Annotated in this window: 20 protein-coding genes and 1 pseudogene; 19 read left to right on the top strand and 2 right to left on the bottom strand. The window is 55.5% G+C overall.

The genetic code is table 11. The features are described from left to right. Positions 1-142: 142 nt before the first annotated feature. The 6 genes from Q0K07_RS00375 to Q0K07_RS00350 all read left to right on the top strand — a co-directional run bounded on the left by Q0K07_RS00375 (position 143) and on the right by Q0K07_RS00350 (position 6,072). A complete protein-coding gene (locus Q0K07_RS00375) occupies positions 143-919 on the top strand; it encodes a response regulator transcription factor (RefSeq protein ID WP_294554883.1) in 777 nt (258 codons plus the stop codon). Positions 920-921: 2 nt separating this feature from the next. After that, a complete protein-coding gene (locus Q0K07_RS00370) occupies positions 922-2,469 on the top strand; it encodes an ATP-binding protein (RefSeq protein ID WP_294554880.1) in 1,548 nt (515 codons plus the stop codon). 13 nt (positions 2,470-2,482) lie between these two features. Beyond that, positions 2,483-2,659 carry a hypothetical protein gene (locus Q0K07_RS00365; protein WP_294554877.1) on the top strand — a complete coding sequence of 59 codons (177 nt, stop codon included), beginning with the start codon at positions 2,483-2,485 and terminating at the stop codon, positions 2,657-2,659. A gap of 1,010 nt (positions 2,660-3,669) precedes the next feature. After that, complete coding sequence (locus tag Q0K07_RS00360) at positions 3,670-4,998, top strand: trypsin-like peptidase domain-containing protein (protein ID WP_294554874.1); 1,329 nt, start codon at positions 3,670-3,672, stop codon at positions 4,996-4,998. A 70-nt stretch (positions 4,999-5,068) separates the two neighbouring features. Then, positions 5,069-5,656 (top strand): hypothetical protein, encoded by a 588-nt coding sequence (locus Q0K07_RS00355; protein ID WP_294554871.1) that lies wholly within the window; start codon positions 5,069-5,071, stop codon positions 5,654-5,656. Between the two features lie 83 nt (positions 5,657-5,739). After that, the gene (locus Q0K07_RS00350; RefSeq protein ID WP_294554869.1) at positions 5,740-6,072 is read left to right on the top strand and encodes a hypothetical protein; all 333 of its coding nucleotides are present in this window, start codon (positions 5,740-5,742) and stop codon (positions 6,070-6,072) included. 18 nt (positions 6,073-6,090) lie between these two features. Here Q0K07_RS00350 and Q0K07_RS00345 read toward each other — a convergent pair. Beyond that, positions 6,091-6,818 (bottom strand): annotated as a pseudogene (locus Q0K07_RS00345) (IS5 family transposase); the annotation flags it as partial. A 470-nt stretch (positions 6,819-7,288) separates the two neighbouring features. Then, positions 7,289-8,641 (bottom strand): sigma 54-interacting transcriptional regulator, encoded by a 1,353-nt coding sequence (locus Q0K07_RS00340; protein ID WP_294554866.1) that lies wholly within the window; start codon positions 8,639-8,641, stop codon positions 7,289-7,291. 439 nt (positions 8,642-9,080) lie between these two features. On the opposite strand from Q0K07_RS00340, the gene Q0K07_RS00335 reads away from it, so the two are divergent. From Q0K07_RS00335 to Q0K07_RS00275, 13 genes are all read left to right on the top strand, one after another. After that, positions 9,081-9,953 (top strand): amidohydrolase family protein, encoded by an 873-nt coding sequence (locus Q0K07_RS00335; RefSeq protein ID WP_294554863.1) that lies wholly within the window; start codon positions 9,081-9,083, stop codon positions 9,951-9,953. 39 nt (positions 9,954-9,992) lie between these two features. Then, positions 9,993-10,868: an amidohydrolase family protein gene (locus Q0K07_RS00330; protein WP_294554860.1), complete on the top strand. Its 876-nt coding sequence runs from the start codon at positions 9,993-9,995 to the stop codon at positions 10,866-10,868. A gap of 190 nt (positions 10,869-11,058) precedes the next feature. After that, entirely contained in the window at positions 11,059-11,730 is a 672-nt protein-coding gene (locus tag Q0K07_RS00325) for a flavodoxin family protein (RefSeq protein WP_294554857.1), read from the top strand. A 21-nt stretch (positions 11,731-11,751) separates the two neighbouring features. Then, the gene (locus Q0K07_RS00320; RefSeq protein ID WP_294554854.1) at positions 11,752-12,246 is read left to right on the top strand and encodes a TRAP transporter small permease; all 495 of its coding nucleotides are present in this window, start codon (positions 11,752-11,754) and stop codon (positions 12,244-12,246) included. A gap of 4 nt (positions 12,247-12,250) precedes the next feature. Next, complete coding sequence (locus tag Q0K07_RS00315) at positions 12,251-13,522, top strand: TRAP transporter large permease (protein ID WP_294554851.1); 1,272 nt, start codon at positions 12,251-12,253, stop codon at positions 13,520-13,522. 18 nt (positions 13,523-13,540) lie between these two features. Further along, a complete protein-coding gene (locus Q0K07_RS00310; protein ID WP_294554848.1) occupies positions 13,541-14,545 on the top strand; it encodes a TRAP transporter substrate-binding protein in 1,005 nt (334 codons plus the stop codon). Positions 14,546-14,615: 70 nt separating this feature from the next. Next, positions 14,616-16,520, top strand: coding sequence for an FAD-dependent oxidoreductase (locus Q0K07_RS00305; RefSeq protein WP_294554845.1), 1,905 nt, complete (start codon positions 14,616-14,618; stop codon positions 16,518-16,520). A gap of 609 nt (positions 16,521-17,129) precedes the next feature. Then, positions 17,130-18,335, top strand: coding sequence for an ammonium transporter (locus Q0K07_RS00300; protein WP_294554842.1), 1,206 nt, complete (start codon positions 17,130-17,132; stop codon positions 18,333-18,335). Positions 18,336-18,375: 40 nt separating this feature from the next. Continuing rightward, positions 18,376-18,717 carry a P-II family nitrogen regulator gene (locus tag Q0K07_RS00295; protein WP_367178855.1) on the top strand — a complete coding sequence of 114 codons (342 nt, stop codon included), beginning with the start codon at positions 18,376-18,378 and terminating at the stop codon, positions 18,715-18,717. A gap of 493 nt (positions 18,718-19,210) precedes the next feature. Continuing rightward, positions 19,211-19,543 carry a hypothetical protein gene (locus Q0K07_RS00290; RefSeq protein WP_294554839.1) on the top strand — a complete coding sequence of 111 codons (333 nt, stop codon included), beginning with the start codon at positions 19,211-19,213 and terminating at the stop codon, positions 19,541-19,543. Between the two features lie 68 nt (positions 19,544-19,611). After that, entirely contained in the window at positions 19,612-20,409 is a 798-nt protein-coding gene (locus Q0K07_RS00285; protein WP_294554836.1) for an IclR family transcriptional regulator, read from the top strand. Positions 20,410-20,434: 25 nt separating this feature from the next. Continuing rightward, a complete protein-coding gene (locus Q0K07_RS00280; RefSeq protein ID WP_294554833.1) occupies positions 20,435-22,159 on the top strand; it encodes an IlvD/Edd family dehydratase in 1,725 nt (574 codons plus the stop codon). A 79-nt stretch (positions 22,160-22,238) separates the two neighbouring features. After that, entirely contained in the window at positions 22,239-23,222 is a 984-nt protein-coding gene (locus tag Q0K07_RS00275; RefSeq protein WP_294554830.1) for a tripartite tricarboxylate transporter substrate binding protein, read from the top strand. The last annotated feature ends 1 nt before the right edge of the window (position 23,223 follow it).

The raw sequence follows: 23,223 nt of genomic DNA, 5'->3' as shown, positions 1-23,223 counted from the left end.
AGGGGGCGCAGGGCCCGTGCTCCGTGCGCAAGGCCCGGGCAAGGAGCAGCAAGTTTCCTGCAACATATTGTAACAGGAAAAAAGGTGCGTTCATTCCCGCTCCCGGCTATAGTCGATGCAGACTCTCCCGGAGGATACTGCCATGCCCGATACCGAAAATTCCCAGATGCCTTCTCTGTCCCTGCTGGTGGTCGACGACGATCAGGATATACGCGACCTCATGGCCGACTACCTGCGCCAGCATGGTTTCCTGGTGCGTGTGGCCGACGGCGGCAAGGCCATGTTCGAGAGCCTTGAGCAGGAAAAGCCCGACCTTATCGTTCTTGACATCATGATGCCCGGCGAGGACGGCCTTTCCCTCTGCCGCAGGCTGCGCGCCGCAGAGGGCCTGTCTTCTGTTCCCGTCATTTTCCTTACCGCTCTCGGCGATACCGCCGACCGCGTGGTGGGGCTGGAACTCGGGGCCGACGACTATGTAGTCAAGCCCTTCCAGCCGCGCGAGCTTCTGGCCCGCATCCGCGCCGTGCTGCGTCGTTCCGGCAGGGTGGCCGATGTGTCGGCCGATGCCGGCCGTCCGGAAAAGGCGTATCATTTCAGCGGCTGGACCCTGGATGTCTCGGCCCGCCACCTCATTGCGCCCGGAGGCATGGTGGTGAACCTGAGCGGTGCGGAATACCGGCTGCTCACCATTTTCCTGGAACACCCGCAGAAGGTGCTCAGCCGCGACTTCATTCAGGATGAGCTTCAGGGGCAGGAAACCGACCGCAGTCCCTTCGACCGCAGTCTCGACGTGCAGGTCTGCCGCCTCCGTGCCCGCCTGCGCGATACCGGCGACGGCGACAAGGGCCGCGAGAACAAGCTCATCAAAACCGTGCGCGGTGACGGCTATGTGTTCACCAGCGCCATCACGGCGGAATGACCATGGCTGCGGGAAGCCGGAGCATTTCTTCGCAGGGCAGGGGATTTCTTGCCCGCCTGCGCCGTTTCTTTGCGCGGATGTCGCCCGATTCTCTCTTTGCGCGGCTTATTCTCATTTTTTCCGGCGGCTTCTTTGCCATGCTCCTGCTCACCACCATCTACGCCGGAGAATCGCGCCACTTCTATTTCATGCGCGGGCTCATGGCTGACCGCGCGCGCCGCATGGCCGAAGTGGCCGCCCTTCTGGACGCCACCTCGGCGGAAATCCGCTTCGTGCTGCGCGAGCAGTTCAACAGCCGGGGCTTCTTTGTCAGCTTTACCTCTTCCTGCCCCACGCTTACCGTGAACGATGAGGACCTGCGGGAAGCTTCCGTGCTCATGGAATACATGCTCAACCTTTCCCTTTCCCGTCTGTACGGCGACAGCAGGCCGCATCACGGCAGGATGATGCATGCGGAAAAAAGGCTCGACGATGTGCCGCGCCGCGCCATGCTGGCGGTGAGGGAGCTGAACCTGCCGAGCCCCATGGAATCCTTCGGGCAGTCGGTCTGCCAGTATTTTTCCAAGTCCAAGAGAACGCGGGGGCCTTCCGTGTATCAGGCCACGGCCGTGGTGCCTCTGCACGACGGCACCTGGGTGGTCATCGAGGATTCCGCCCCCGGTTATCCTCCCATGCCGTACTTTCCCTTTACCAGCATCATTGCCATTGAAATATTCTTCGTGGCCATCAGCCTGCTGGCGTTCTACCTGTGCGTGAAGCCTCTGCGCAGGCTGGCCCGGGCCGCCGACCGTTTCGGCCGCGACATCAGGACCCCGGCTCTGCCGGAAACAGGGCCCAGCGAGGTGCGGGAGGCCGCGCAGGCCTTCAACCGCATGCAGACGAGCATACGCGAATTTCTGGATGAGCGGGAACGCACGCTGGCCGCAGTGTCCCACGATCTGCGCACGCCGCTCACCCGCATGCGCCTGCGCGTGGAGCAGCTCGACGAAAGCCAGCGGGGGCCGCTTCAGAAGGATATCGGCGAACTTCAGCAGATCATGGATACCACCATCGACATTGCGCGCAGCAAGAGCGAGAATGTGGCCATGGTGGATGTGATGTCGCTTATTGAAAGTCTTGTGGAAGACCGGCAGGACATGGGTATGGACATCCGCATGGAGGACAGGCTCCAGAATCCCGACGCCATGTTCTCCATCCGTCCCCTTGCCGCAAGACCTTTGAGTATGAAACGCTGCCTTGCCAACCTTATGGACAACGCCCTCCGCTACGGGGGCGGGGTCGTGGTGGATGTGGTGGACGGGGATGACATGCTCTCCGTCATCATTTCCGACAGCGGGCCCGGTATAGCGGAAGCGGAACTGAAGAAGGTGTTTGAACCCTTCTACAGAGTGGAGCGCTCGCGCAACCGCAGTACCGGCGGCACCGGTCTCGGGCTTTCCATCGCGCGGAGCATGGCCCGCATGCACGGCGGTGATGTGACGCTGGAAAACCGTCCCGAAGGAGGTCTGCGCGCCACGGCCACGTTCAGCAGGAAGCAGAGCGTGAAATAAGGAGGAGTAGCCTATGTATCGTTTTTTCCTGATCGCCCTTCTTTGTTCGATGTTCGCCCTTGCCGGGTGCGCGCCGCCTCCGCATCACCATCATGGAGGCCCCGACCGCAATGCCCGGTACGACGCGCCGCCGAGAAGGCCTCCTCATGAAGCGCCCCACATGGATTACTGGGGCCCGAGGTGGCACTAGAAACGGTGTGAAAACGGCCTCTGCGCCGCAGGTGACGCTCCCGGGGCGGGAATTTCTTCCCCGGGGAGCGGATGCACCTGTGTCATGCCGTGAAAAAAGCGTTTTCAGGAGTCTGTCATGAGAGTGTTTCCCCTTGTGCTGAGCTGCCTGTTCCTCGCCGGCTGCATGCCGGTCTATGATGACTATTACTCACCTCCGCCGCCTCCGGGGCATGTGTACCATGCGCCGCCTCCCCATGTGGTGCATCGTCCGCCGCCTCCTCCGCGCCCGAAACCCGCGGTACGGCCGCCGGCTCCCCGTCCGAAGCCTGCGGTAAGGCCCCCCGCCCCCCGGCCCAGACCTGCGGCGGTACGGCCTGCCGGGCGTCCGCCCAGACCGGAAGTGCATCGTCCTGCGCCTGGGCCGGGCAAGCCCGCGGCTCATCGGCCCGCCGATCCGCCCAAGAGACACGATGCTCCCCGGCCGAGGCCCGGCGGTCCCGGTCCGCGCTGATCTGTCGGAATAAAAAGCCCTGCGATACGGTTTTCAGGCAGACAGGAGGCGCAGATGCCGGCTGCGGCCGCATTCCGCCGTTTTCTGCCTGAGAGAGCAGCAGGGCGGCAACAGACTGTTTCCCCGCAGTTTTTCAGGAGAGAACCATGAAAGTATTGCCCATAGTGCTGAGCTGTCTGCTCCTTGCCGGATGTGTTCCCCCTCCCTCGCATGATTACGACGGGCACAGGCCTCCGCCTCCGCCGGCGTCGCATCGTCCGCCTGCGCCGAAGCCTGCCCTGCAGCGTCCCGCTCCCCGGCCGGAGAAGCCGCATCCCGCAGGGCCTGCAGTGCAGAAGCCCGCGCCCCGGCCCGACAGGCCCGCCGTGCAGCGGCCTGCGCCTTCTTCCAGACACGAACCTTCCCGTCCCGCCCCGCGACCGGAACACCGCAGATAACGCCTGTTCCGATATCATGCAGGCATGGACAAAGCCCCTTCGTTCCCGTGAACGGAGGGGCATTCAACACCTGGTGATCACATGAGATTCCGTACCCTGTTCTTTATCTGCGCCCTGCTTTTTCCCCTCACCTCCGAAGCCGCGTATGCTCCCCGGGCGCTGACGGAGCGGCAGCAGGCCAGAGTCACGCCTGCGGTCAAGGCCGTGGAGGCCGTGGCTCCCGCCGTGGTGAACATTACGAGCACGCTGGTGGAGCGCCGCTCCTCCCGTGAGCTTACGCCCTTCGATTTCTTCTTCGGCATGCCCGGCCGCGATCTGCGTGGGGAGGCCATAGGTTCCGGCATCATCATCGACGGCCGCCGTTCCCTTGTGCTTACCAACGCCCATGTGGTGAACGGCGCCTCCGAGATTTCCGTGCGCCTTCTCGACGGACGCACCTTTTCCGCCGATGTGGTGGGCGCCGAGCCTGATTTCGACATCGCCGTGCTCCGCCTCAAGGGCGCCAGGGATCTGCCTTCCGTAGCCATGGGCGATTCCACCGACCTCATGCCCGGGGAGAGCGTCATTGCCATCGGCAACCCCTACGGATTTTCCCATACCGTGACCACGGGCGTCATTTCCGCGCTGGATCGCACCATAGAAGCCGAAGACGGCGTGTTTACCGACCTGATTCAGACCGACGCCGCCATCAACCCCGGCAACAGCGGGGGGCCGCTGCTCAATATTCTGGGCGAACTTGTGGGTGTGAACACCGCCATCTACGACAAGGCGCAGGGCATAGGTTTTGCCATTCCCATCAGCAAGGCGCGGCGCGTGGTGGATGAAATCCTCGATCAGGGCCATGTCAGCACGCCGTGGCTTGCCCTCATCGGGCAGAACGTGGATCCGCGCACGGCGCGCTACCTGCGCCTGCCTGAGGCGGAAGGCCTGCTGGTGACGGAGGTGTTCAAGGACGGCCCGGCGGAAGAGGCGGGCATACGTCCCGGCGATGTCATCACGGAGCTGGGCGGCAACCGTGTCTCCGACCGCGATAAGTTCCTTTCCCTGCTGCGCAATCATCAGCCCCATGCCCCGGTGACGCTGAAGGTGTGGCGCGACGGCAGGGAAAAGACCTTCAACCTGAAGACGGCGGACTTTGACGACAGAACGGCGGAAGATCTCGCCCTGCGCCGCTGGGGCATGACGGTGAAGGACGGGCGGAACGGCGCCGTGGTCGCCAGGGTCCGGGATCAGTCTCCGGCACAGCGGCTGGGCCTGCAGAAAGGCGACTCCATTGCCGGTATTTCCGGGCGGAGCATACGCTCCCGCAGGGATTTTCTCGATTCCTTCCGCCGCGATTTTCTCAAGCGGCAGGTTCTTCTTCAGGTTCTGCGGGGAAATCGTCTTTATCAGGTGCGCATGGGGCTGTAGGGTGCAGCGGTGCGTTGCGTTGCGTCCGCAAAAACGTTAGAATGCCTCATCCCTTTTTCAGGAGTAAGGTATGAACCATTTCCGTCGTCTTTCCCTGGCATTCTGTGCGGTGTTGCTTTTCGCCGCGGCGGTCCTCACCGGCTGCATGGCCCAGAACAATGTCCGTCTGCTGTATAATACCAGCGGTTCCGCGGTGCTGCCCGTATCCACGGCTCCCCGTGTGACCGTGGTGGTGTTTGAAGATCAGCGCGGCCGCCTCGACATAGGCGCCCGCAAGGACGGCAGCCCCTTCCAGCCCAGCTCCAGCGTGGCCGAGTGGGTGAGCCAGTCTCTGGCCGACGAACTGGCCCGTCAGGGCGCTCAGGTTTCCGTGGCTTCTTCCATGGCGCAGGCTCAGGCCGGTCAGCCCGACTACATCGTGGGCGGCGTGGTGGAACGCGTGTGGCTTACGGAAAAGAGCCTCAGCACCTATAACGCCGTCATCCGCATCCAGACCCGCCTCTACAGCCAGAAGAAGGCTGCTGTGACCAAGAGCTTTGCCTCCCAGCAGGAAAAGACCGGCATCCCCGGATCCTCTCTGCCGGAGGAAACGCTTTCCAGCACCCTGGCTGATGTGCTCAACAATGCGTCCATGTCCATCATGGGCGCCATGCGCTAGTCGTTGTTCCTTCTGCGCCGCGCGGAGTGTTCCGCGCGGCTTTTTTTGTCTTTTTTTTGCTCAGCGGGAGAGGGAGTGCGTACATGAGACCGGTTCTTGTGAAAGCCTACGGGGCGCTGAACCCGGCCACGGAAGAAACCCTGCGCGCCGTGCGCGCCGTGCTGGAAGACTGGTATATTCCCGAGGCCGTGGAGCTTTCGGGCGACCTTCTGCGCATCAGCTACGAAGGGGAGGTCTTCCCGGATGAGGAAGTGGTGGAGGCGCTCAAACCCTTTCTCTGTGACGAGAGCGAAGGCAAGCTCGACATCCTCGACCTTGAGGCGTGGACGCTGCACCGTTATTTCTTTGCTTACGGCCGCCTGCGCGACCATACCGCCACGCTGGACAAGGCGCTGGAGGCCTGTTCCATGCACTAGGGGCTGTCTCTAAATAGTTTACTGGAGCCAAATAAGGCATGATGCCAGCATGACAGATGCTTTAAAAGTTATGGCCAGCTTATCATACCGAGTAGCAACTCTGCGAAATGATTTAAGCTTGGCAAAAAAACATTCAACAAGATGGCGCTCTTTGTATACATGACTGTCATACTCTCGTTGAATCCGTCGGCCTGGCATTGGCGGAATGACCACTTCGTGATTTTGGCGTTCCGCCAATGCCAGTAGCTTATTGGCATCATATGCTCTGTCCGCAAGGAGCTTTTCTGCCAGTAACCCTTCTATCAGGTCACATGCGGGAACAATGTCATTTACATTCCCTGCGGTAATGTGAATGCGCAAAGGATTGCCGAGGGCGTCAACCACAGCGTGAACCTTGGTGGTTAATCCGCCTTTACTGCGACCGATCTGCTGATGGAAGTGCCCCCTTTTGCGCCGGTAGCGTGTTGGTGCAGCCTGATAAAGGTGGCGTCAATAATTATAGCATCAGGATCGGCGTTTATGGATAACATTCGAAGAATGTCATCCCAGACTTCAAGTTTAGCCCATTGGAGGAAGCGTTTATGTACCGTTTTCCAAGGCCCGAACTCTGGATGCAAGTCCCGCCATGGCGCTCCTGTTTTCATGAGCCACAGGATGGCGTTAAACATCAGACGGTCATCCTTACGTTTGCGGCCTCTGGTTTCCGTACGGGGCTTTACCAGCATAGGCCCGATTATGGCCCATTTTTCGTCTGAAATGTCGTGTCTGCTCATGCCAGACATCAAAACAACAGAAAGAAGAAAAGTCGAGAACTTATTTAGAGACAGCCCCTAGGGCAAGCTCGACTCCGTCAGCCTTTATACATGAGTCCTTCATGTCCGGGGGGCGGAAATCGCATTGCCCGTGATGTCAAAAGTATGGTGCTGCTGCGCTTTCTTCCTCTCTATCTTGTCGGATTACAGAAGAGAGAAAGAAGAAGTCTGTGATGTGCGCGTGCACGATGCTTTTTTCTGAGTTGTCACGGTATCCGGTGCAGTACTTGTCAAGTTTTTCTTGGCTGGAAGATTGTGTTCCGCATATCCCGCAGAAAGGTATTTCCATCCGGCTCTGTTCAAGAGCCGGATTTTTTTATGCGTTTCCTGGGGACTGGAGCCGGACATTTGCAACCGTGATGTTCGTTGTTCTGCGGACAGAGGAACAGTCATGGATGTTTTTCCTAAACAAGGCCGTATTTTTGAAGTTTTCTGACGACGGTTGCCTGATTGCATCCCAGAATTTCTGCGGCGCGCCTGGTAGAGGAGTACTGGCGCATCACATCGGACAGGAGTTTTTTTTCGCTTTGTTCCACGGCTTCTTTAAGTGTGGGAAAGTTTGTTTTTTCTGGAGGGCACTGCTGCTCCGTAATGTAGGATGGAAGAAACTCCGTTCCAATGATGGCATATGGGCAGAGAACAACGGCATGTTCTATGGTATTTTCCAGTTCGCGCACGTTTCCAGGCCATGAATATCCCTGAAGACAACGAAGTACGGCTCTAGAAAGATGTTTTGAAGTGTTGTATTTTTTATTAAATACAACCATAAAGTGTTTTACAAGAGGAAGAATATCATTTGTTCGTTCACGCAGTGGAGGTATATGGAGCTTGATTACATTGAGTCGGTAGTACAAATCTTCCCGGAATTTTCCTTCGCTTACCAGATTTTCCATCGGTTGGTTGGTAGCGGTGATGAATCTCACGTTCAGATCACGCATTTTTGTGCCCCCGACGCGCATGATCTGGCGATTCTGTATACAGCGCAACAGCTTTATCTGGACGGAGTAGGGCATGTCCCCTACTTCGTCCAGAAAGATGGTGCCGTTGTTCGCCATTTCCAAAAGCCCCATCTTTGATGTCGTCGCATTGGTAAATGCACCTTTTTCATAGCCGAACAGCTCTGATTCAATAAGATTTTCAGGAATGGTGGCACAGTTGATGATCATATAGGGTTCATTGGCCCTGGGGCTCAGTTTGTGTATCTGATAGGCGATGCCGTCCTTGCCTACGCCGGTTTCACCCAGAATCATGACGGTCGCTTCGCTTTTTGCCACGCGCGGCAGAGATTCCATAATAACATTCATCTGTTCACTGGCAACAACAAACTCTTTGGTCTTTATTTCATCCATTTCAGTGATGACATTTTTTTTCTTTTCTTTCTGAGACGCGTTTTTTGTTGCTTCTGCAAATTTTCCAATTCCTATAATATATTTAATTTTATTATTAAAATCCATAAGTGGATATGAAGCGAGAGAAAGTTTGTTTCCTGTTTTACTCAGTGAAAGAGTATAGGCAATTTTTTTTGTGCGCAGAGTTTCCACCAATGCCTGATCGGTAACAAATCCATTATCGGCAAGTGAAATAATATTGTGTCCGATAAGAGATTTTGGTTCTTCGCCATACATGGATATGATGGCGTTATTAGCAAAAAGTATGTCTCCTTTGCCGTTATTGATCCATATGGAAAAATCCACATTGTTGGCCAGTTCTTTCAGCGTGTCCTTGTTTTCCAGCAGGAATCTTTCCAGCTCGTCCATTCCGGTTCCTCCGTGGGTACCTTTTGATGCATGTGCGCATCGAAGAAAATAAGAAAATATTTTATATTATATTGAAATATAATTATTTTTATAAAATTTTACGAATATTTTATGATGCATTTTGATAAAATGTCAAAGGAGAAATTCTTTGCGTGAAATTATTTTAAATAAATAATATTAATATATTATAAAAATATTTGTCTTTTTTGAGTGATGCAGAAAAATGAGCTTTTTCCTTTTATTTGTGTAAAAAAGTGCATGTCTCATGCAGAGAAATTCTTGAAAAAAAATAATATAACTATGTTATTTTATTATTTTTTTTAAAAATGATACGCGCGGAGGGAAATTGGTATCTTTTTTGCAAGGGGACAGATGAGTGTTTTTTTTGCTTCCGGTTTCCTCCGGACAGAGTCACTTTTTAAAGAAGGACTTGAGCAGAATGATCATTGATTTTCGTGTACGTCCCCCCATTCCCAGCTATTTGAATTCAGGAGCATTCCATGTATGGACCGACCCGGAACTGGGCTATCAGTGCCAGTGGGAAGGGCGCATAAAGGATCCGTCCATGGACGGTGACATGGATGCCTTTGTACGGGAAATGGATGAAACCGGCATAGATATCGCGGTGATTATCGGCCGGATGAGCAAGTCGAACGACAAGGGCAGCGGGAATATCACGGCGGACGAACTGGATGCCGTGTGCAAAAGGTATCCCGGGCGTTTTATCGGCATGCCGGCGCTTGATCCTCAGGATGAGGATGCCTTTGCGCAGATAGACCATGCTCTGGAACTCGGTATGCCGGCCATCTGCATGGAACCGTTCTGGTGTCAGACTCCCATGAATCTGAACGACAGGCGACTTTTCCCCATTTACGAATACCTTCAGGAAAAGCGCATGCTGTTCAATACGACGCTGAACTTTAACTGCGGCTATCATTCCTCGACCAACGATCCCTTCCATCTGGAAGAGGTGGCCAAGGCGTTTCCCGATCTGCCCATCCTCGTGACGCATGCCTGCTGGCCCCGTGGTGTGGAACTTATGGCCATCGCCGTACGTTACCCCAATATCTATCTCGTTCCCGAAAGCTACGTCTACTTCCCGTTCGTAAATACCGTAAAGGACCAGATGATCATGTATAACCACATGTTACAGGATCAGGTGCTTTTCGGTAGTTCTTATCCCATCCGCGGATTCAAGCAGTCGCTGGAGCATTCGCTCGCTCTGGACTGGCTGCCCGGCCCCAGAGAGAAGTTTCTCTGGAAGAATGCGGCTCGTCTTTTGAAGCTGAAGCTGACCCCTGCCGACGTCTGATCGGATGCCTGTTTTGCATGTTCCATCCTGGAGGTTTCTATGATTATCGACTTTCGTGTTCGTCCTCCTTTCAAGAGCTTTCGTGAAACCGGGTTGTTCAAGGCCTGGATATCTCCGCCTCCCGGTCCCTTCACGCTGATGTCTGAAGGTCGCGAATATGTTCCTTCCGTGGTGACCGGGGACTATGGTCAGTTCATGGCAGAAATGGATGAGGCCGGAATTGATCTCGGTGTCATCGTCGGGCGCTTCACCAAGACGACGTCCGTCGGCTCGGGCAACGTCACGCCGGAAGAGATTCTGGACTTCATGAACCTGTATCCCGGTCGTTTTCTCGGCATGCCTGCTCTTGATCCGACCGCACCTGATGCGCTGGCTCAGATTCGCCGGATGAAGCGCCTGGGTATGAAAGGCATCTGTGTGGAACCGTTCTGGCTGGATAAATGCTACCGCGTCAACGATCCGTCGCTCATGGATTTCTACCGCGCCGTGGCGGACGAAGGGCTTATCCTCGTGATTACCCTGAACTGGCTGTGCGGCGAGGACACGAGTTGGAACGATCCCAAGAATATTGAGGATATTGCCATCGCGTGTCCGAACATGCCCATTGTCGTTCCTCACTCCTGCTATCCCAAGCTGGTGGAGTTCATGGGCATATGTGTTCGCTATAAGAACATCTATTCCCTGCCCGACAGCTATTTTTACTTCCCCTTCATCAACACTGTGGATGACCAGATCATGATGTACAATCATATGCTGCAGGATCAGGTGCTGTACGCCAGCTCCTACCCCATCCGGGGACTCAGCCAGGCCCTGCGCGAATCTCTGGATCGTCCGTGGCTGCCTATTCCCCGTGAAAAGTTCCTCTGGCGCAACGCCGCCCGCCTGCTGAACCTCAAGCTGACCGTCGGCAACTGAGCAGATTCGTGACATGGACGGGGCGGTCTGCTTCGGCAGGGCGGACCGCTCCTTTCTGGCAACAGTGTCGCCAGCCGCAGGTGAACGTATTTTTCTGCCGCCGGGGCAGTCCGTATGCGTTCATGCTGTCGGAGAGTCGTTATTCAATACATCTTTTTATTCTTCGCAATCATCGGTTCAAGGAGCTCCCATGCGGGTCGTCGCCATTAACGGAAGTCCACGAAAGAACTTCAATACCGCAACATTGCTTCAGTACGCCTTGAGAGGGGCGGAAGAAGCCGGTGCGGAAACGGTCATGTACCATATCGGAAGTATGAATTTCAGTCCCTGCAGAAGCTGCTTTGCCTGTAAAAGCAGAAAAAGGCCTCAGGATGGCATGTGTGTATTAAATGATGAACTGACGCCTATTTTAAAAGATGTTATCAATGCCGATGCCGTAGTATTTGGCTCTCCTATATATTTTTATACTGAATCCGCTGGCTTCAGGGCTTTTCTGGAACGACTCCTTTTTCCTCTTTCCAGGTATACAAAGGATGACCGTTCCCTGTTTAAAGGAACGAAGCCGGTAGCTATGGTTTATACCATGAATATCACAGATGATGAGGTGATCGCGAGGAAAAGTCCTTTTCCTCCGCCTTTCTCATTGGATATCACGGTAAAGACGGAATATTTTTTCAGGAGGGCTTTCGGCATGTGTCGTACCCTGTTGAGTACGGACACCATGCAGGTGAAAGATTACAGTGCGTATTATATGGAGATGTTTGATGCTGCAGAAAAGCTCAGACGTCATGAAGAAGTGTTCCCTCAAGACTGTCAGAAGGCTTTTCTTCTGGGCAAGTCGCTCGTGGAGAAAGCCTCATAGAGAATGTAAAGGGGAATTTACGTGGGAAAAATTTTAAGGATTCTTGATTATGCGATAACCGGTGTTGGTGTCCTTTCACTATTGTTACTTATTATTATTGCTTTTATTCAGGTTCTGTTCAGATATATTTTTCACAATGCGCTTCCGTGGCCTGAAGAAGTATGCCGTTTCATATTTATTATTCTTGCTTATGCGGGAATGGCCATGACCATGAGGAGCAACGGACATCTTCGTGTGGACGTCGCTATTTCTTTTGCAAGCCGTCCTGTAGCAAAGTTTCTTAATGTACTTACTCTTATATGTACATGTATATATTGTATGATTGGTGGATGGCTTACATATGAAATGCTTATTGCCATACGAGATATGGAGCAAATGGCATCAACAGTAAATGTGGCAATATATGTAACCTGGATTCCTATTCCTGTCTTTCTTGTGCTTACCGCCGTATACGCATTGTTGCAAATCTATGCCTGCCTGGCAGGTACCGATATCAGCAAAATGGAAGGAAATTAGATCTATGGATCCGGTTCTCATCACACTGTTTTCTGTTCTCATCATCGGGCTGGTGTTGTCTCTGCATATAGGTGCCGCCATCGGTCTTGCCGTACTGGCTGCCATCTGGGTAGGAGATCTTGAACCGGCGCTGTTTTCTCAGAAGCTGTACTCCGTATTCAATTCCTTCCCGTTGCTTGCCCTGCCGTTTTTCGTCTGCGCGGGTGATATTATGCAGCGGGGGAGCATGGCCGGAGCACTGCTCAAGCTTTCCCGTACACTGGTAGGCCATATTACGGGCGGGCTTTCTCTGGTTTCCGTTCTCACCTGTCTTTTTTATGGTTCCCTTTGCGGATCGCCGCCCGCTACGGTGGCAGCTGTAGGTGGCATCATGATTCCCGCCATGGAAAAGGAAGGATATCCCAAGTCGTTTGCGACGGCAGTCAATACGGCTTCGGGAACGCTCGGAGCCCTTATTCCGCCCTCCACGGCCCTGATCATTTACGGGGCGACGGCTGGTGTTTCCATAAGTGACCTGTTCATCGCCATCATTGTCCCCGGATGCATTCTGGGCGTAGCATTCATGATTCTGGGAACTGCCATTTCCGGTGTCCGGGGGTACGGTATCAAAACGAGCCGGGCGAATTTCAAGGAACGCATGGAAGCACTGTGGGAAGCCAAATGGGCCCTTATGGTTCCTGTACTCGTGCTCGGCGGTATTTACACGGGAATCACGACTCCGACGGAAGCGGGCGTCGTGGCTGTAGTGTATGCGCTCTTTGCTGAAACCTTCATCACGAAGACGATGACCTGGAAAAAGCTGGTGGAAATATTTTCCTCCACCGTGCACACCACCGGCATGATGTTCTTTGTCATTACGGCAGCCACGGCCATGGGCACCATCCTGGTCTACTTCAATGCCGATACCGTGGTGGCCGACATGCTTTCGGGCGTGACCACCAACAAGTATGTGCTGATATTCCTTGTGTGTACGCTGATCATCATCCTCGGTACCTTCATGGAAACTGTGGCTCTGATCATGATTATGACGCCCATTCTGCTGCCCATGATGGTGAACAGCGGCATGACGCCCGTTCACTTCGGCGTGGTCATGACGTTCGGTGTCATTCTTGGGAATATTACCCCTCCTGTCGGTATGAATCTTTATGTGGGATGCGGTATCAGCGGCATATCCTTCGCGCTGCTCAGCCGTGCCATCATGCCGTTCATTGCTGTCATGATCGGATGTTTTTATCTGATCTCCTATGTCCCGGCATTTTCCACTTGTCTGCTCTAACTTTGAAAAGGAGTATGTATGAACAGTGTTCTTAAATCCATGGCGTGTGTTCTGGTTTTTGCCGGTCTGCTTTCCGCCGGACCTGCCGTCGCAGCTCCCAAAGTCATCAAGGTGACGACGCACTCTGCCATGTCGGGAGCGCTGTGCCGTTCCCTGGTGGAAATGAAGCAGTTCATCGAGACGAAGACCAACGGCAAATATCGCATGGATATTTACGATCAGTTCAAGCTCGGTTCCATGGAAGAGGCTTATCAGGGAATGGGACTCGGCACGGTGCATATGCTTGTTGAAGGCGCCTCCAACATCGGTACCTTCATGCCTGAACTGACTCTGCTTGATCTTGGCTTTCTGTTCCCTGACTCCGATGTCGCCGACAAAGTTCTGAGCGGACCTGTGGGAAAGAAAATCTGTGCCGTAGCGGCGAACAAGGCCGTCACTCCCCTTGTGTTTGTACGCTACAGCTTCAGAAATCCTTTTGTCTCAAAGGATATCAACAGTATCAACGACCTTAAAGGTGTCAAGATCCGTGCTTCGTCTTCTCCCATGCATATGGCACTGCTCAAGCACATGGGCATGAATCCCGTACCTATGCCCGGCTCCGAAGTGTATACTGGTCTGCAGCAGGGAGTCATCGACGGTTTTGATGTCGATTCCCCCTTTGGCGTCAACAGTAAATGGTATGAAGCTGCCAAGTCCATGGCTCTGATCAATCATACCTACTGCGCGCAGATTCTCTATACGTCCACCAAATGGTGGAACAGCATTCCCGCGGAAGACAAGCCTGTGTTTGAAGAGGCCGTGAAAGTGTTTGTCAACGCCCAGGAGAAGAACCAGCTCGAAGACGAACGCCGTGCCGAAGAAGCCTTCAAAAAGGCCGGGCTCAAAATCTATAAGCCGACGGAGGCCGAACTGGCTCAGCTGCGTGAGCAGTGCAAGGATATCTACAAGCAGTTCCCCAAGATCGACGTGGAGCTTCTCAATGAGCTCAGGGCGGAAGTTGATCGCGTGATGGCTTCCCGTTAAATCGTTTCCTCTGAGCCTGTTCGTTGCCGGACAGGCTCTTTTTGTATGCTTCAATCATGGAGGATCAACCATGCCTGAGCTTTTTTCTCCTGTTGCAATAGGTGATCTTGTACTGAAGAATCGTATTATGATGGCCCCCATGGAAAACGGAATGGCGCATGAGGGGGGAGTGGTCAGTGAACGTCTTATCCATTTTTTTGAGGAGCGGGCACAAAACGACGTTGCCATCATCATGACCGGATCCGTCACCGTGGCTCCGGAGGGCGCCGGACTTCCTTCCCAGATAGCCATCTATGACGAGAAGTTTCTTCCCGGACTGGAGCATCTGTGCAGCGCTGTTCACAGGGCTGGAGCGAAAATAGGAGCACAGATATATCATGCCGGGCGCCAGGCAACGGAACGCATCACCGGTCTTCAGCCTGTGGCCGCCTCCGCCATGCCCTGTGCAATTCTGGAAAACCATCCCAGAGAACTTGCCCGTGAAGAACTGCCCGCCATGGTGAAACGTTTTACCGTTGCCGCCGAACGGGCCGTCCGGGCAGGCTTTGATCTGATAGAGGTACATTTTGCGCACGGGTATCTTCTGGCAGGATTTCTTTCTCCTCATTCCAATCATCGGAAGGATGAGTACGGCGGATCTCTGGAGAACCGCTGTCGTTTTCCCTTTGAGGTGCTGAAAGAGGTGATCCGGGTGGTTGATGGGCGCGTTCCTGTAACCATCCGCATTTCCGCACAGGAGTTTCTGGATGACGGCCTCATGTTTGAGGACGTGAAAAAGATATGTGTGCAGGCGGAGGCTTGCGGAGCGCAGGCTGTAAGTCTGACGGCAGGCTGCTATGATTCGGTATATACCAGCATACAGCCTATGTATGTTCCCCGCGGTTTTCTTGTTCCCTATGCGGCGGAGTTGAAAAAGCTGCTCAATATTCCCGTAATTGTGGCGGGAAGGTTGAATGACGGTCCGTTCATTGAAGATGTCATTGCCTCAGGGAAGGCGGATATGGTTGCCATAGGACGCGGATTTTTTGCAGATTCGGCTCTGGTAAGAAAACTCAGGAACAAGGCATATGATGATATACGTTACTGTGTGGCATGCAATCAGGGGTGTTGTGACCGTATTTTTGTAGGCGGGGCTGCAACGTGCATGCTTAACGCAAGGGCCTCTTTTGAAGCGGAACGTCAGATCATACATGCCGGAACTTCCCGGAAGATAGCAGTCATCGGTGCCGGTCCCGCAGGGATGGAAGTCGCAAGAACGGCTGCCCTGAGAGGGCATGAGGTAACGCTGTATGAAGAGGCCGCAGAGACGGGAGGAAAGCTGCTTCTGGTTGCGGCACCGCCTGAAAAGGAAAGCTTCCTGCTGTTTTTGAACTATCTGAGAGCTCAGGTGACCAAGCTGGGCGTAAAGATTGTCAGGCGCAGGGTGGAAGGCCCGGAGGATATCGCGGGTGGAAATCCCGACGCCGTCGTCATCGCTGCCGGCGCCCGGCAGACTATTCCTCCTATTCCCGGCAAAGATCTGCCTGTTGTGGCACTTGCGGAAGATATTCTTTCCGGACGCAGGCAGAGCGGAAAGAAGGTCGTCATCATCGGCGGCGGCCTGGTGGGAGTGGAGACGGCCCATTTTCTGGCAAGTCGCGGAGTTGACGTAACCATCGTTGAAATGATGGATCGTATTGCGCGCGAGGCAGGCCCGACTTATACGGACTACATTTCCAGAAATATGGAAAAATATCATGTCAGCATACATACTAATGTAAAGGTTGACCGCATATTCCAAAACGGTGTGGAATTTGACGGAAGAAAGGAATATGCTGATACTGTTATCATAGCATCTGGATATCGTTCCAATAATGAACTTGTATTAAAAATGAAGGAAACGTATCCGAATGTTCATGTTGTCGGGGATGCTGTTTCTCCACGGAATATTCTTTTTGCAGTGCATGAAGCATTTGAATGCGGAATAAGCCTGTGACGGGGGAACTTCGGGACTGTCTGCAGCCGTAATAAGGTATTTGCCGCCGCAGGCCGGGGCAGCCTGCTGATACGGAGGCTGCAGTGAAGCAGAGAAATACCGGGGGGCCTTTTTCAAGAAGGTCCCCCGGATATGCGGTAGAAGATTGCAGGCCCGCGGACTCCGGACAGAGCGACATGTCTGTCGGCAACGTGAGGATATACGCTTTTCATGTTGCCGGTATTTTTTTGCGAGTGCCGCTGCTGCGGTTTTTTTCGATGCGGAGGTGCCCCCTGCAGCAGAAACGGCGTGTGTTTTCCCTCTTCGCCACGGCATGTGCGGTGAAGGTTTTTCTGATTTGATGTGTAGTCTGCGGAGAGTGATACAAAAAAATATTACTCATGATTTTTATGATACAAAAGCGTTTTTCTCCGCTGTGGCTGGAGAAAGGCGCTTTTTTCGTATGCAGAAGGAGAAGGGGGAAGGGAGGCCTGATACGAAAATATACCGAACTATTCTGATGGTTACATAAATAGTATATAATTTCAAATGATTACATTTGTTTTCAGGTGTGGCACACATTATGCAGAACACAGAGTATCGGACGCTTGAATTGAAGGAGGAACAACGATGAATGCTGCCGATACGGGTTTTGTTCTTGTAAGCGCCATGCTTGTCATGCTCATGGTTCCGGCACTGGCTCTGTTTTACGGGGGGCTTGTGGCATCGCGCAATGTGCTCTCCACCACCATGCACAGTTTCGTGCTTCTCGGCGTGGGGGCGCTGCTCTGGCCTCTTGTAGGCTATACGCTGGCCTTCGGGCCGGACATGCACGGCCTCATAGGCGGTTTCGAGCATCTTTTTCTGCGCGGCGTGGGTATGGAGCCTGCGGAAGGGAGCAGTATTCCCGCCCTGGCCTTCATGGCGTTTCAGTGCATGTTCGCCGCGCTGACGCCCGCGCTCATTTCCGGCGCGTATGCCGAGCGCATCCATTTTCAGGCCATGCTGCTTTTTTCCACGCTCTGGCTGCTTCTTGTCTACTGCCCCATGGCGCACTGGGTATGGGGCGGCGGCTGGCTCATGAAGATGGGCGCGCTTGATTTTGCAGGCGGTGCGGTGGTGCACATGAGTTCCGGCTCCGCGGCCCTTGCCGCCGCCATGGTGCTCGGCAGACGCACCACCATGGGCCGCCGGGCCGGCCTGCCCCACAACATTCCCATGACGGTGCTCGGCGCGGGCCTTCTGTGGTTCGGCTGGTTCGGCTTCAATGCAGGCAGTGCGCTTGCGGCAAACGGCCTTGCGGCCAATGCGCTGGTGACCACGCACCTTTCCGCCGGCTGCGCCATACTCGGATGGCTTGCGGTGGAACGCTGGCATACGGGGCATTTCACCGTTCTCGGCGCGGCTTCGGGCGCGGTGGCGGGCCTTGTGGTCATTACTCCGGCCGCAGGCTTTGTGGAACCCTGGGCGGCCGTGGTCATGGGCCTTCTCGGAGGCGCGGTGTGTTACGGGGGCATTTTCCTGAAGAGTCTGTTCCACTATGACGACGCGCTGGATGTGGTGGGCATACACGGCATAGGCGGCGTGCTGGGCGCGCTTCTCACGGGCGTGTTCGCCTGCTCCTCCGTCAACGGGGTGGACGGGCTTCTGTACGGCAACGCGCATCAGTTTTTCGTGCAGGTGCTTTCCGTCATCGCCACGGTGGGCTTCTGCTTCCCTGTGAGTTTTGTGCTCCTCAGACTGACCGACAGGCTGGTGGGCCTGCGCGTTCCCCTGGAAAAGGAAGTGACGGGGCTTGATATTTCGGAACATTCCGAATCCGGCTACCAGTTCTGACATGCCCTTATCCCTTCAGAGGACGGAAAGGAGAAAGAAAATGATGAAGAAACTGCAGGTGATCCTGAGACTGGAAACCGTGGAGAACGTCAAGGAAGCGCTGAGCGCCATAGGCATAGGCGGCGCGACGCTCATGGAGGTGCGCGGCTTCGGCAGACAGCGCGGGCATACGGAAATTTACCGTTCCCGGAAGATGGAGGTGGATTTCCGCTCCAAGATGATGCTGGAAATCGTGATGGAAGAGGAAAAGGTGGAAAGAGCCGTGGCCGTCATTCTGGAACATGCCCGCACGGGAGCCGTGGGCGACGGCAAGATCTTCATTCTTCCCGTGGACGATGTCATACGCATCCGCACCGGAGAATCGGGCAAGGACGCGCTGTAACAGGCGGCATGTCGGGCGACATGCTTCATCCCCGTTTTTCTTCATGCCTTCCGGCATGGAGGGAGACGGGGATTTTCTGTGCCTTTTTTCCGCAGGGAAGCCCCGGGCGGAAGAGGGCAGCGGTGCAGGCATTCCAGACGAACGAAGCCCCGCAGTCGCAGACTTTCGCCGCAGTACGCAGCAATGGCCGGTTCGCAAAGGCAGAGGAAAGGTTGCGGAAAAAAGCTCTGGTGGAAGAAAAGGGCGGAAAATTCCTGTGCGTCCCGGAAATTCCCCTCTGCGCCGTCTTCCCAAATACGGCATCTCCCTGTACTCTGCCTCTCCTGCGCGCTTTTGCAGAAGGCGCGGAACATCCCGCTTTTTCAGCCTGTGCGAGGGGCTGCCTGACGGCTTTGCCCCGGTGGGCGTGAGGCGGAGCTTTATGCCGCGATCCGCCCGGTGCCGGAAAGTCCTTGTACTCCGGCACTGCGTTTTTTTGAGCCGGATACAGCGCATGAGCGCTTTTTCCGCCGCCGGCAGGGCCAGGCTTCAGGCATGGAAAAGGGCATTTCGGGAAAAAAGACGCAACATGGGCGTTATTCCTTTTTTTAACCGGTCCGGCAGGGGCCGACGGGCGGATATGCCCGGATGCCATGGCGTATCCACCATGAAAATCTGCCGGAACAGCACTGCCCGGAAAACATGCGACAGGGAGGCTTTTGACCGACGCGAAGAAACCTTGATTGATGTTACTTACACAACTATTCAAAATTACACGAGTTTATGGATTTTGTCCAAAGCTCGTTTTTTTGTCTGCGGTGTCTGCCTTTTCTGGAAGAAGGATTGACAGAAAAGAGTGTTTGAAGTACAGTATAGCTGTTCTAAATTTAGAACAAGGGTAAAAAGGATCAAGCCATGAGTCCAGAGCTCAAAAATACGGATCAGACGGGCAAGAAATATCTGGTTCCTGCCGTCATGAAGGCCTTCGACATCATCGAGTTCATCTCCGAACGCGGTCAGGCCTCTCTGACGGACATCTACAAGGAACTTCAGCTGCCCAAGACTTCCGCCTACCAGATCATCAACACGCTTCAGGAACGCGGGTACCTGCTCTATTCGCCGGACAGAGGAAGCTACTCTCTGAGCTTCCGCTTTCTGGGACTGGGCAACCGCGTGCTTGCCGGGCTTGATCTGCGCGATGAGGCGCAGCCCATTCTTCAGAAGCTCATGGGCGAGGTAAGGCAGACCTGCCACCTCGCCGTGCTGGAAGGCTTCGATGCGGTGTATCTTGCCAAGGCCTTTTATGCAGGTTCCGCGGTCATCAATTCCTGGGTGGGCAAGAGGCTCAACCTGCAGACCACGGCCATGGGGCGGATTCTGCTGGCCTGGAGGAATCCGGAACAGGTTCTGGAGCTTCTTCACCGCAATCCGCCGGTGCAGCGCACCCCGAAAACCATTCTTGATCCGCTGAAGTTCATGGAAACGCTCCCGCAGGTGCGGGAACGCGGCTGGGCTGAGGAGAACGGAGAGAACGTGGTGGGGCTCCGCTGTCTGGCTGCGCCCGTGCGCAATGTTTCCGGCCGCGTCGTGGCGGCCATGGGTATTTCCGGACTCAGCGCGGAAATTACCGATCAGGTGATTCCCGACATGTCCGCAAAGCTGCTTCAGGCAGCCGATGAACTCTCCCGGCGTCTTGGATATCTGCCGGGGTGAACCACTAATTCGGAGGCATAGTATCATGTCGTGCGAGGATGATTTCCCCTTCCGCAGCAGCCGCTGGTTTCAGCCCCATACCATGAGGGCGTTCGCCCACCGGCAGCGTGCACTTCAGATGGGATTCCGCAAAAAGGATTTCATGAACAAGCCGATCATCGGCATCATCAATACCTGGAGCGATCTTTCCACCTGTCACGGGCATCTTCGTGAAAGGGCCGACGATGTGCGCAAGGGCATCTGGATGGCCGGGGGCGTTCCCATGGAACTGCCGGTCATGGGCCTCGGCGAGGTGGTGCAGAAGCCCACCACCATGCTGTACCGGAATCTGCTTGCCATTGAGGTGGAGGAGAACATCCGCAGTCATCCCATCGACGGCGTGGTGCTGCTCGGCGGGTGCGACAAGACCACGGTGGGCCTGCTCATGGGCGCCATCAGCGCGGGTGTGCCCTGCATCTTCATGCCCGCCGGACCCATGCTTGCCTCCACCTGGAGGGGAGAACTCATCGGCACGGGTACCCATACGCGCAAGTTCTGGGACGAACTGCGCGCGGGCACCATCACCATGGAACAGTGGGAAGAATTTGAGGCTGTGAGCTGCCGTTCCCACGGAACGTGCAACACCATGGGAACCGCCTCCACCATGACCAGCCTCACCGAAGCCCTGGGCCTTGCGCTCCCCGGTTCGGTGTGCATTCCCGCCGTGGACGCCGCCCACATCCGCATGGCTGTGGACTGCGGCGAACGCATTGTGGAAATGGTGAAGGAACACCTTGTGCCTTCCCGCATTCTCACCCGTCAGGCGCTGCTGAATGCGGCGGTGGTGGATATGGCCATAGGCGGTTCCACCAATGCGGCCGTGCATCTCATGGCCATTGCCGAGCGCGCGGGCGTGGAATTTTCTCTGGCAGATCTGGATGAAGCCGGGCGCAGGGTGCCCGTCATCGTCAACCTGCTTCCTGCGGGCAAGTATCTCATGGAACATCTCTACAATGCGGGCGGCATTCCCGCAGTGGAGAGTGTGATCCGGGATTATCTGGATCTTTCCGTCATGACGTGCACGGGCAGAACGCTGGGCGAAAACATCGCCGGCGCGAAGGTGCTCGACGAAGACGTCATCCATCCTCTTTCCAGGCCCATCGCCGAAGGGGACGGTCTTGCCGTGCTGCACGGCAATCTTGCTCCGAACGGAGCGGTCATCAAGGCCAGCGCGGCCAATCCCTCGCTGTTCGTTCACAAGGGCAAGGCCGTGGTCTTTGAAAATATCCGTGAAATGTATGCCCATATCGACGATCCCGATCTCGATGTGGATGAAAACAGCGTTCTTGTTCTCAAGAACGGCGGCCCTGTAGGCGCTCCCGGCATGCCGGAGTGGGGCGGGCTGCCCATTCCCCGCAAGCTGCTTCAGAAAGGGGTGCGCGACATGGTCCGCATTTCCGACGCCCGCATGAGCGGCACGCATTTCGGCACCGTGGTTCTGCACGTCTGCCCTGAAGCGGCAGTGGGCGGCCCCCTGGCGCTGGTGCGGAACGGCGACGAGATTCTCCTCGATGTGCCCAGCCGCAGACTGGAACTTCTTGTGGACGATGCGGAACTGGAAAAGCGCCGTGCCGCATGGAAGGCTCCCGTCTTTTCCGAAAAGCGCGGCTATGTGCCCATGTACCGCGCCCATGTGACGCAGGCCGACCGCGGATGCGATTTCGACTTTCTGGAAGGTTCGGAGGCATTGCCCGAACCGGAAATCTACTGATTCCTCAAATATAAGGCCCGGGCATGTCGCCCGGGCAGAAGACGCGGAACATTCCGTACGACGAGAATAGGAGGTTTTCATGTTCAAGGGTATCTGCCGTTCGGCGCTTCTTGCCTGTCTGGTCCTTGGCGTTTCCTGCATCAGCGCCGATGCCGCTCCGAAGTTTCCCCGCCGCAACATTACGCTGATCGTGCCTTCCGGCCCCGGCGGCGGCTGCGACCTTGTCGCCCGCAACTTCGCCACCTATTTTGAAAAATATATCGGAAAGACCGTGGTCGTCTCCGACAGGGACGGCGGTGGCGGCACCGTGGGCACGAGCGCGCTGGTGCATTCCCGCCCGGACGGCTACACCATGGGCGTCACCGTCATCGGCTCCGTGCTCATGCAGCCCCTCTACGGCAGCACGGACTATACCAAGGACGACATGCGCCCCCTGGCCTCCATTACCCGGGTGCCTTCCATGATCGCGGTGAACAAGTCCTGCGGCATTAAAAATTACGAGGAATTCGTGGCCTGGGCCAAGGCCCATCCGGGAGAGCTGAAGATTTCCGTGGCCGCCGCCAAGGGCCTGCCTCACCTTTCCGTGGAAAGCTTCGTGCGCGCGGCGGGCATAGAGGTGAAGGTCATGCCCTACAAGGGCGCCAACCCGGCCGTGGCGGCCTGCCTCGGCGGGCATACCCAGGCCTTCGTGGGCGGCCCTTCCGAAACCCTGATCCACTGTCAGAGCGGGGAAATGATTCCCATCGCCGTGTTCACGGATGAACGCCTTCCTGAATTTCCCGACATGCCCACCTTCAAGGAAAAGGGGCTGGACATAAGCTGGTCCGTCTGGCGCGGCCTTGCGGTGCCCAAGGACACCCCCGACGATGTGTGCAGGATTCTGGAAGAAGCCATTGAAAAAACCGTGAAGGACGAAGGCTACATCGCAGGCCTGAAGAAGGTCGGTGAAGACTATGCCTACAAGAATGCGGCGGACACCAAAGTCATGTGGAACGAAGAAGGCGCCATGCTTGAGCAGCTGATCAAGGATCTCGGCTACTACATGCAGAACAAGCGCAAGTAAG

This window comes from uncultured Mailhella sp. (assembly GCF_944324615.1).
Lineage (GTDB): Bacteria > Desulfobacterota > Desulfovibrionia > Desulfovibrionales > Desulfovibrionaceae > Mailhella.
This window is presented reverse-complemented; position numbering and strand designations above follow the sequence as displayed.

Coding starts and splice junctions, on each gene's coding strand:
- Q0K07_RS00275 (WP_294554830.1), top strand. CDS start 22,239: ATGTTCAAGGGTATCTGCCGTTCGGCGCTTCTTGCCTGTCTGGTCCTT.
- Q0K07_RS00315 (WP_294554851.1), top strand. CDS start 12,251: ATGGATCCGGTTCTCATCACACTGTTTTCTGTTCTCATCATCGGGCTG.
- Q0K07_RS00350 (WP_294554869.1), top strand. CDS start 5,740: ATGAGACCGGTTCTTGTGAAAGCCTACGGGGCGCTGAACCCGGCCACG.
- Q0K07_RS00310 (WP_294554848.1), top strand. CDS start 13,541: ATGAACAGTGTTCTTAAATCCATGGCGTGTGTTCTGGTTTTTGCCGGT.
- Q0K07_RS00370 (WP_294554880.1), top strand. CDS start 922: ATGGCTGCGGGAAGCCGGAGCATTTCTTCGCAGGGCAGGGGATTTCTT.
- Q0K07_RS00290 (WP_294554839.1), top strand. CDS start 19,211: ATGAGCGCTTTTTCCGCCGCCGGCAGGGCCAGGCTTCAGGCATGGAAA.
- Q0K07_RS00300 (WP_294554842.1), top strand. CDS start 17,130: ATGAATGCTGCCGATACGGGTTTTGTTCTTGTAAGCGCCATGCTTGTC.
- Q0K07_RS00355 (WP_294554871.1), top strand. CDS start 5,069: ATGAACCATTTCCGTCGTCTTTCCCTGGCATTCTGTGCGGTGTTGCTT.
- Q0K07_RS00285 (WP_294554836.1), top strand. CDS start 19,612: ATGAGTCCAGAGCTCAAAAATACGGATCAGACGGGCAAGAAATATCTG.
- Q0K07_RS00365 (WP_294554877.1), top strand. CDS start 2,483: ATGTATCGTTTTTTCCTGATCGCCCTTCTTTGTTCGATGTTCGCCCTT.
- Q0K07_RS00280 (WP_294554833.1), top strand. CDS start 20,435: ATGTCGTGCGAGGATGATTTCCCCTTCCGCAGCAGCCGCTGGTTTCAG.
- Q0K07_RS00340 (WP_294554866.1), bottom strand. CDS start 8,641: ATGGACGAGCTGGAAAGATTCCTGCTGGAAAACAAGGACACGCTGAAA.
- Q0K07_RS00330 (WP_294554860.1), top strand. CDS start 9,993: ATGATTATCGACTTTCGTGTTCGTCCTCCTTTCAAGAGCTTTCGTGAA.
- Q0K07_RS00335 (WP_294554863.1), top strand. CDS start 9,081: ATGATCATTGATTTTCGTGTACGTCCCCCCATTCCCAGCTATTTGAAT.
- Q0K07_RS00375 (WP_294554883.1), top strand. CDS start 143: ATGCCCGATACCGAAAATTCCCAGATGCCTTCTCTGTCCCTGCTGGTG.
- Q0K07_RS00325 (WP_294554857.1), top strand. CDS start 11,059: ATGCGGGTCGTCGCCATTAACGGAAGTCCACGAAAGAACTTCAATACC.
- Q0K07_RS00295 (WP_367178855.1), top strand. CDS start 18,376: ATGATGAAGAAACTGCAGGTGATCCTGAGACTGGAAACCGTGGAGAAC.
- Q0K07_RS00360 (WP_294554874.1), top strand. CDS start 3,670: ATGAGATTCCGTACCCTGTTCTTTATCTGCGCCCTGCTTTTTCCCCTC.
- Q0K07_RS00305 (WP_294554845.1), top strand. CDS start 14,616: ATGCCTGAGCTTTTTTCTCCTGTTGCAATAGGTGATCTTGTACTGAAG.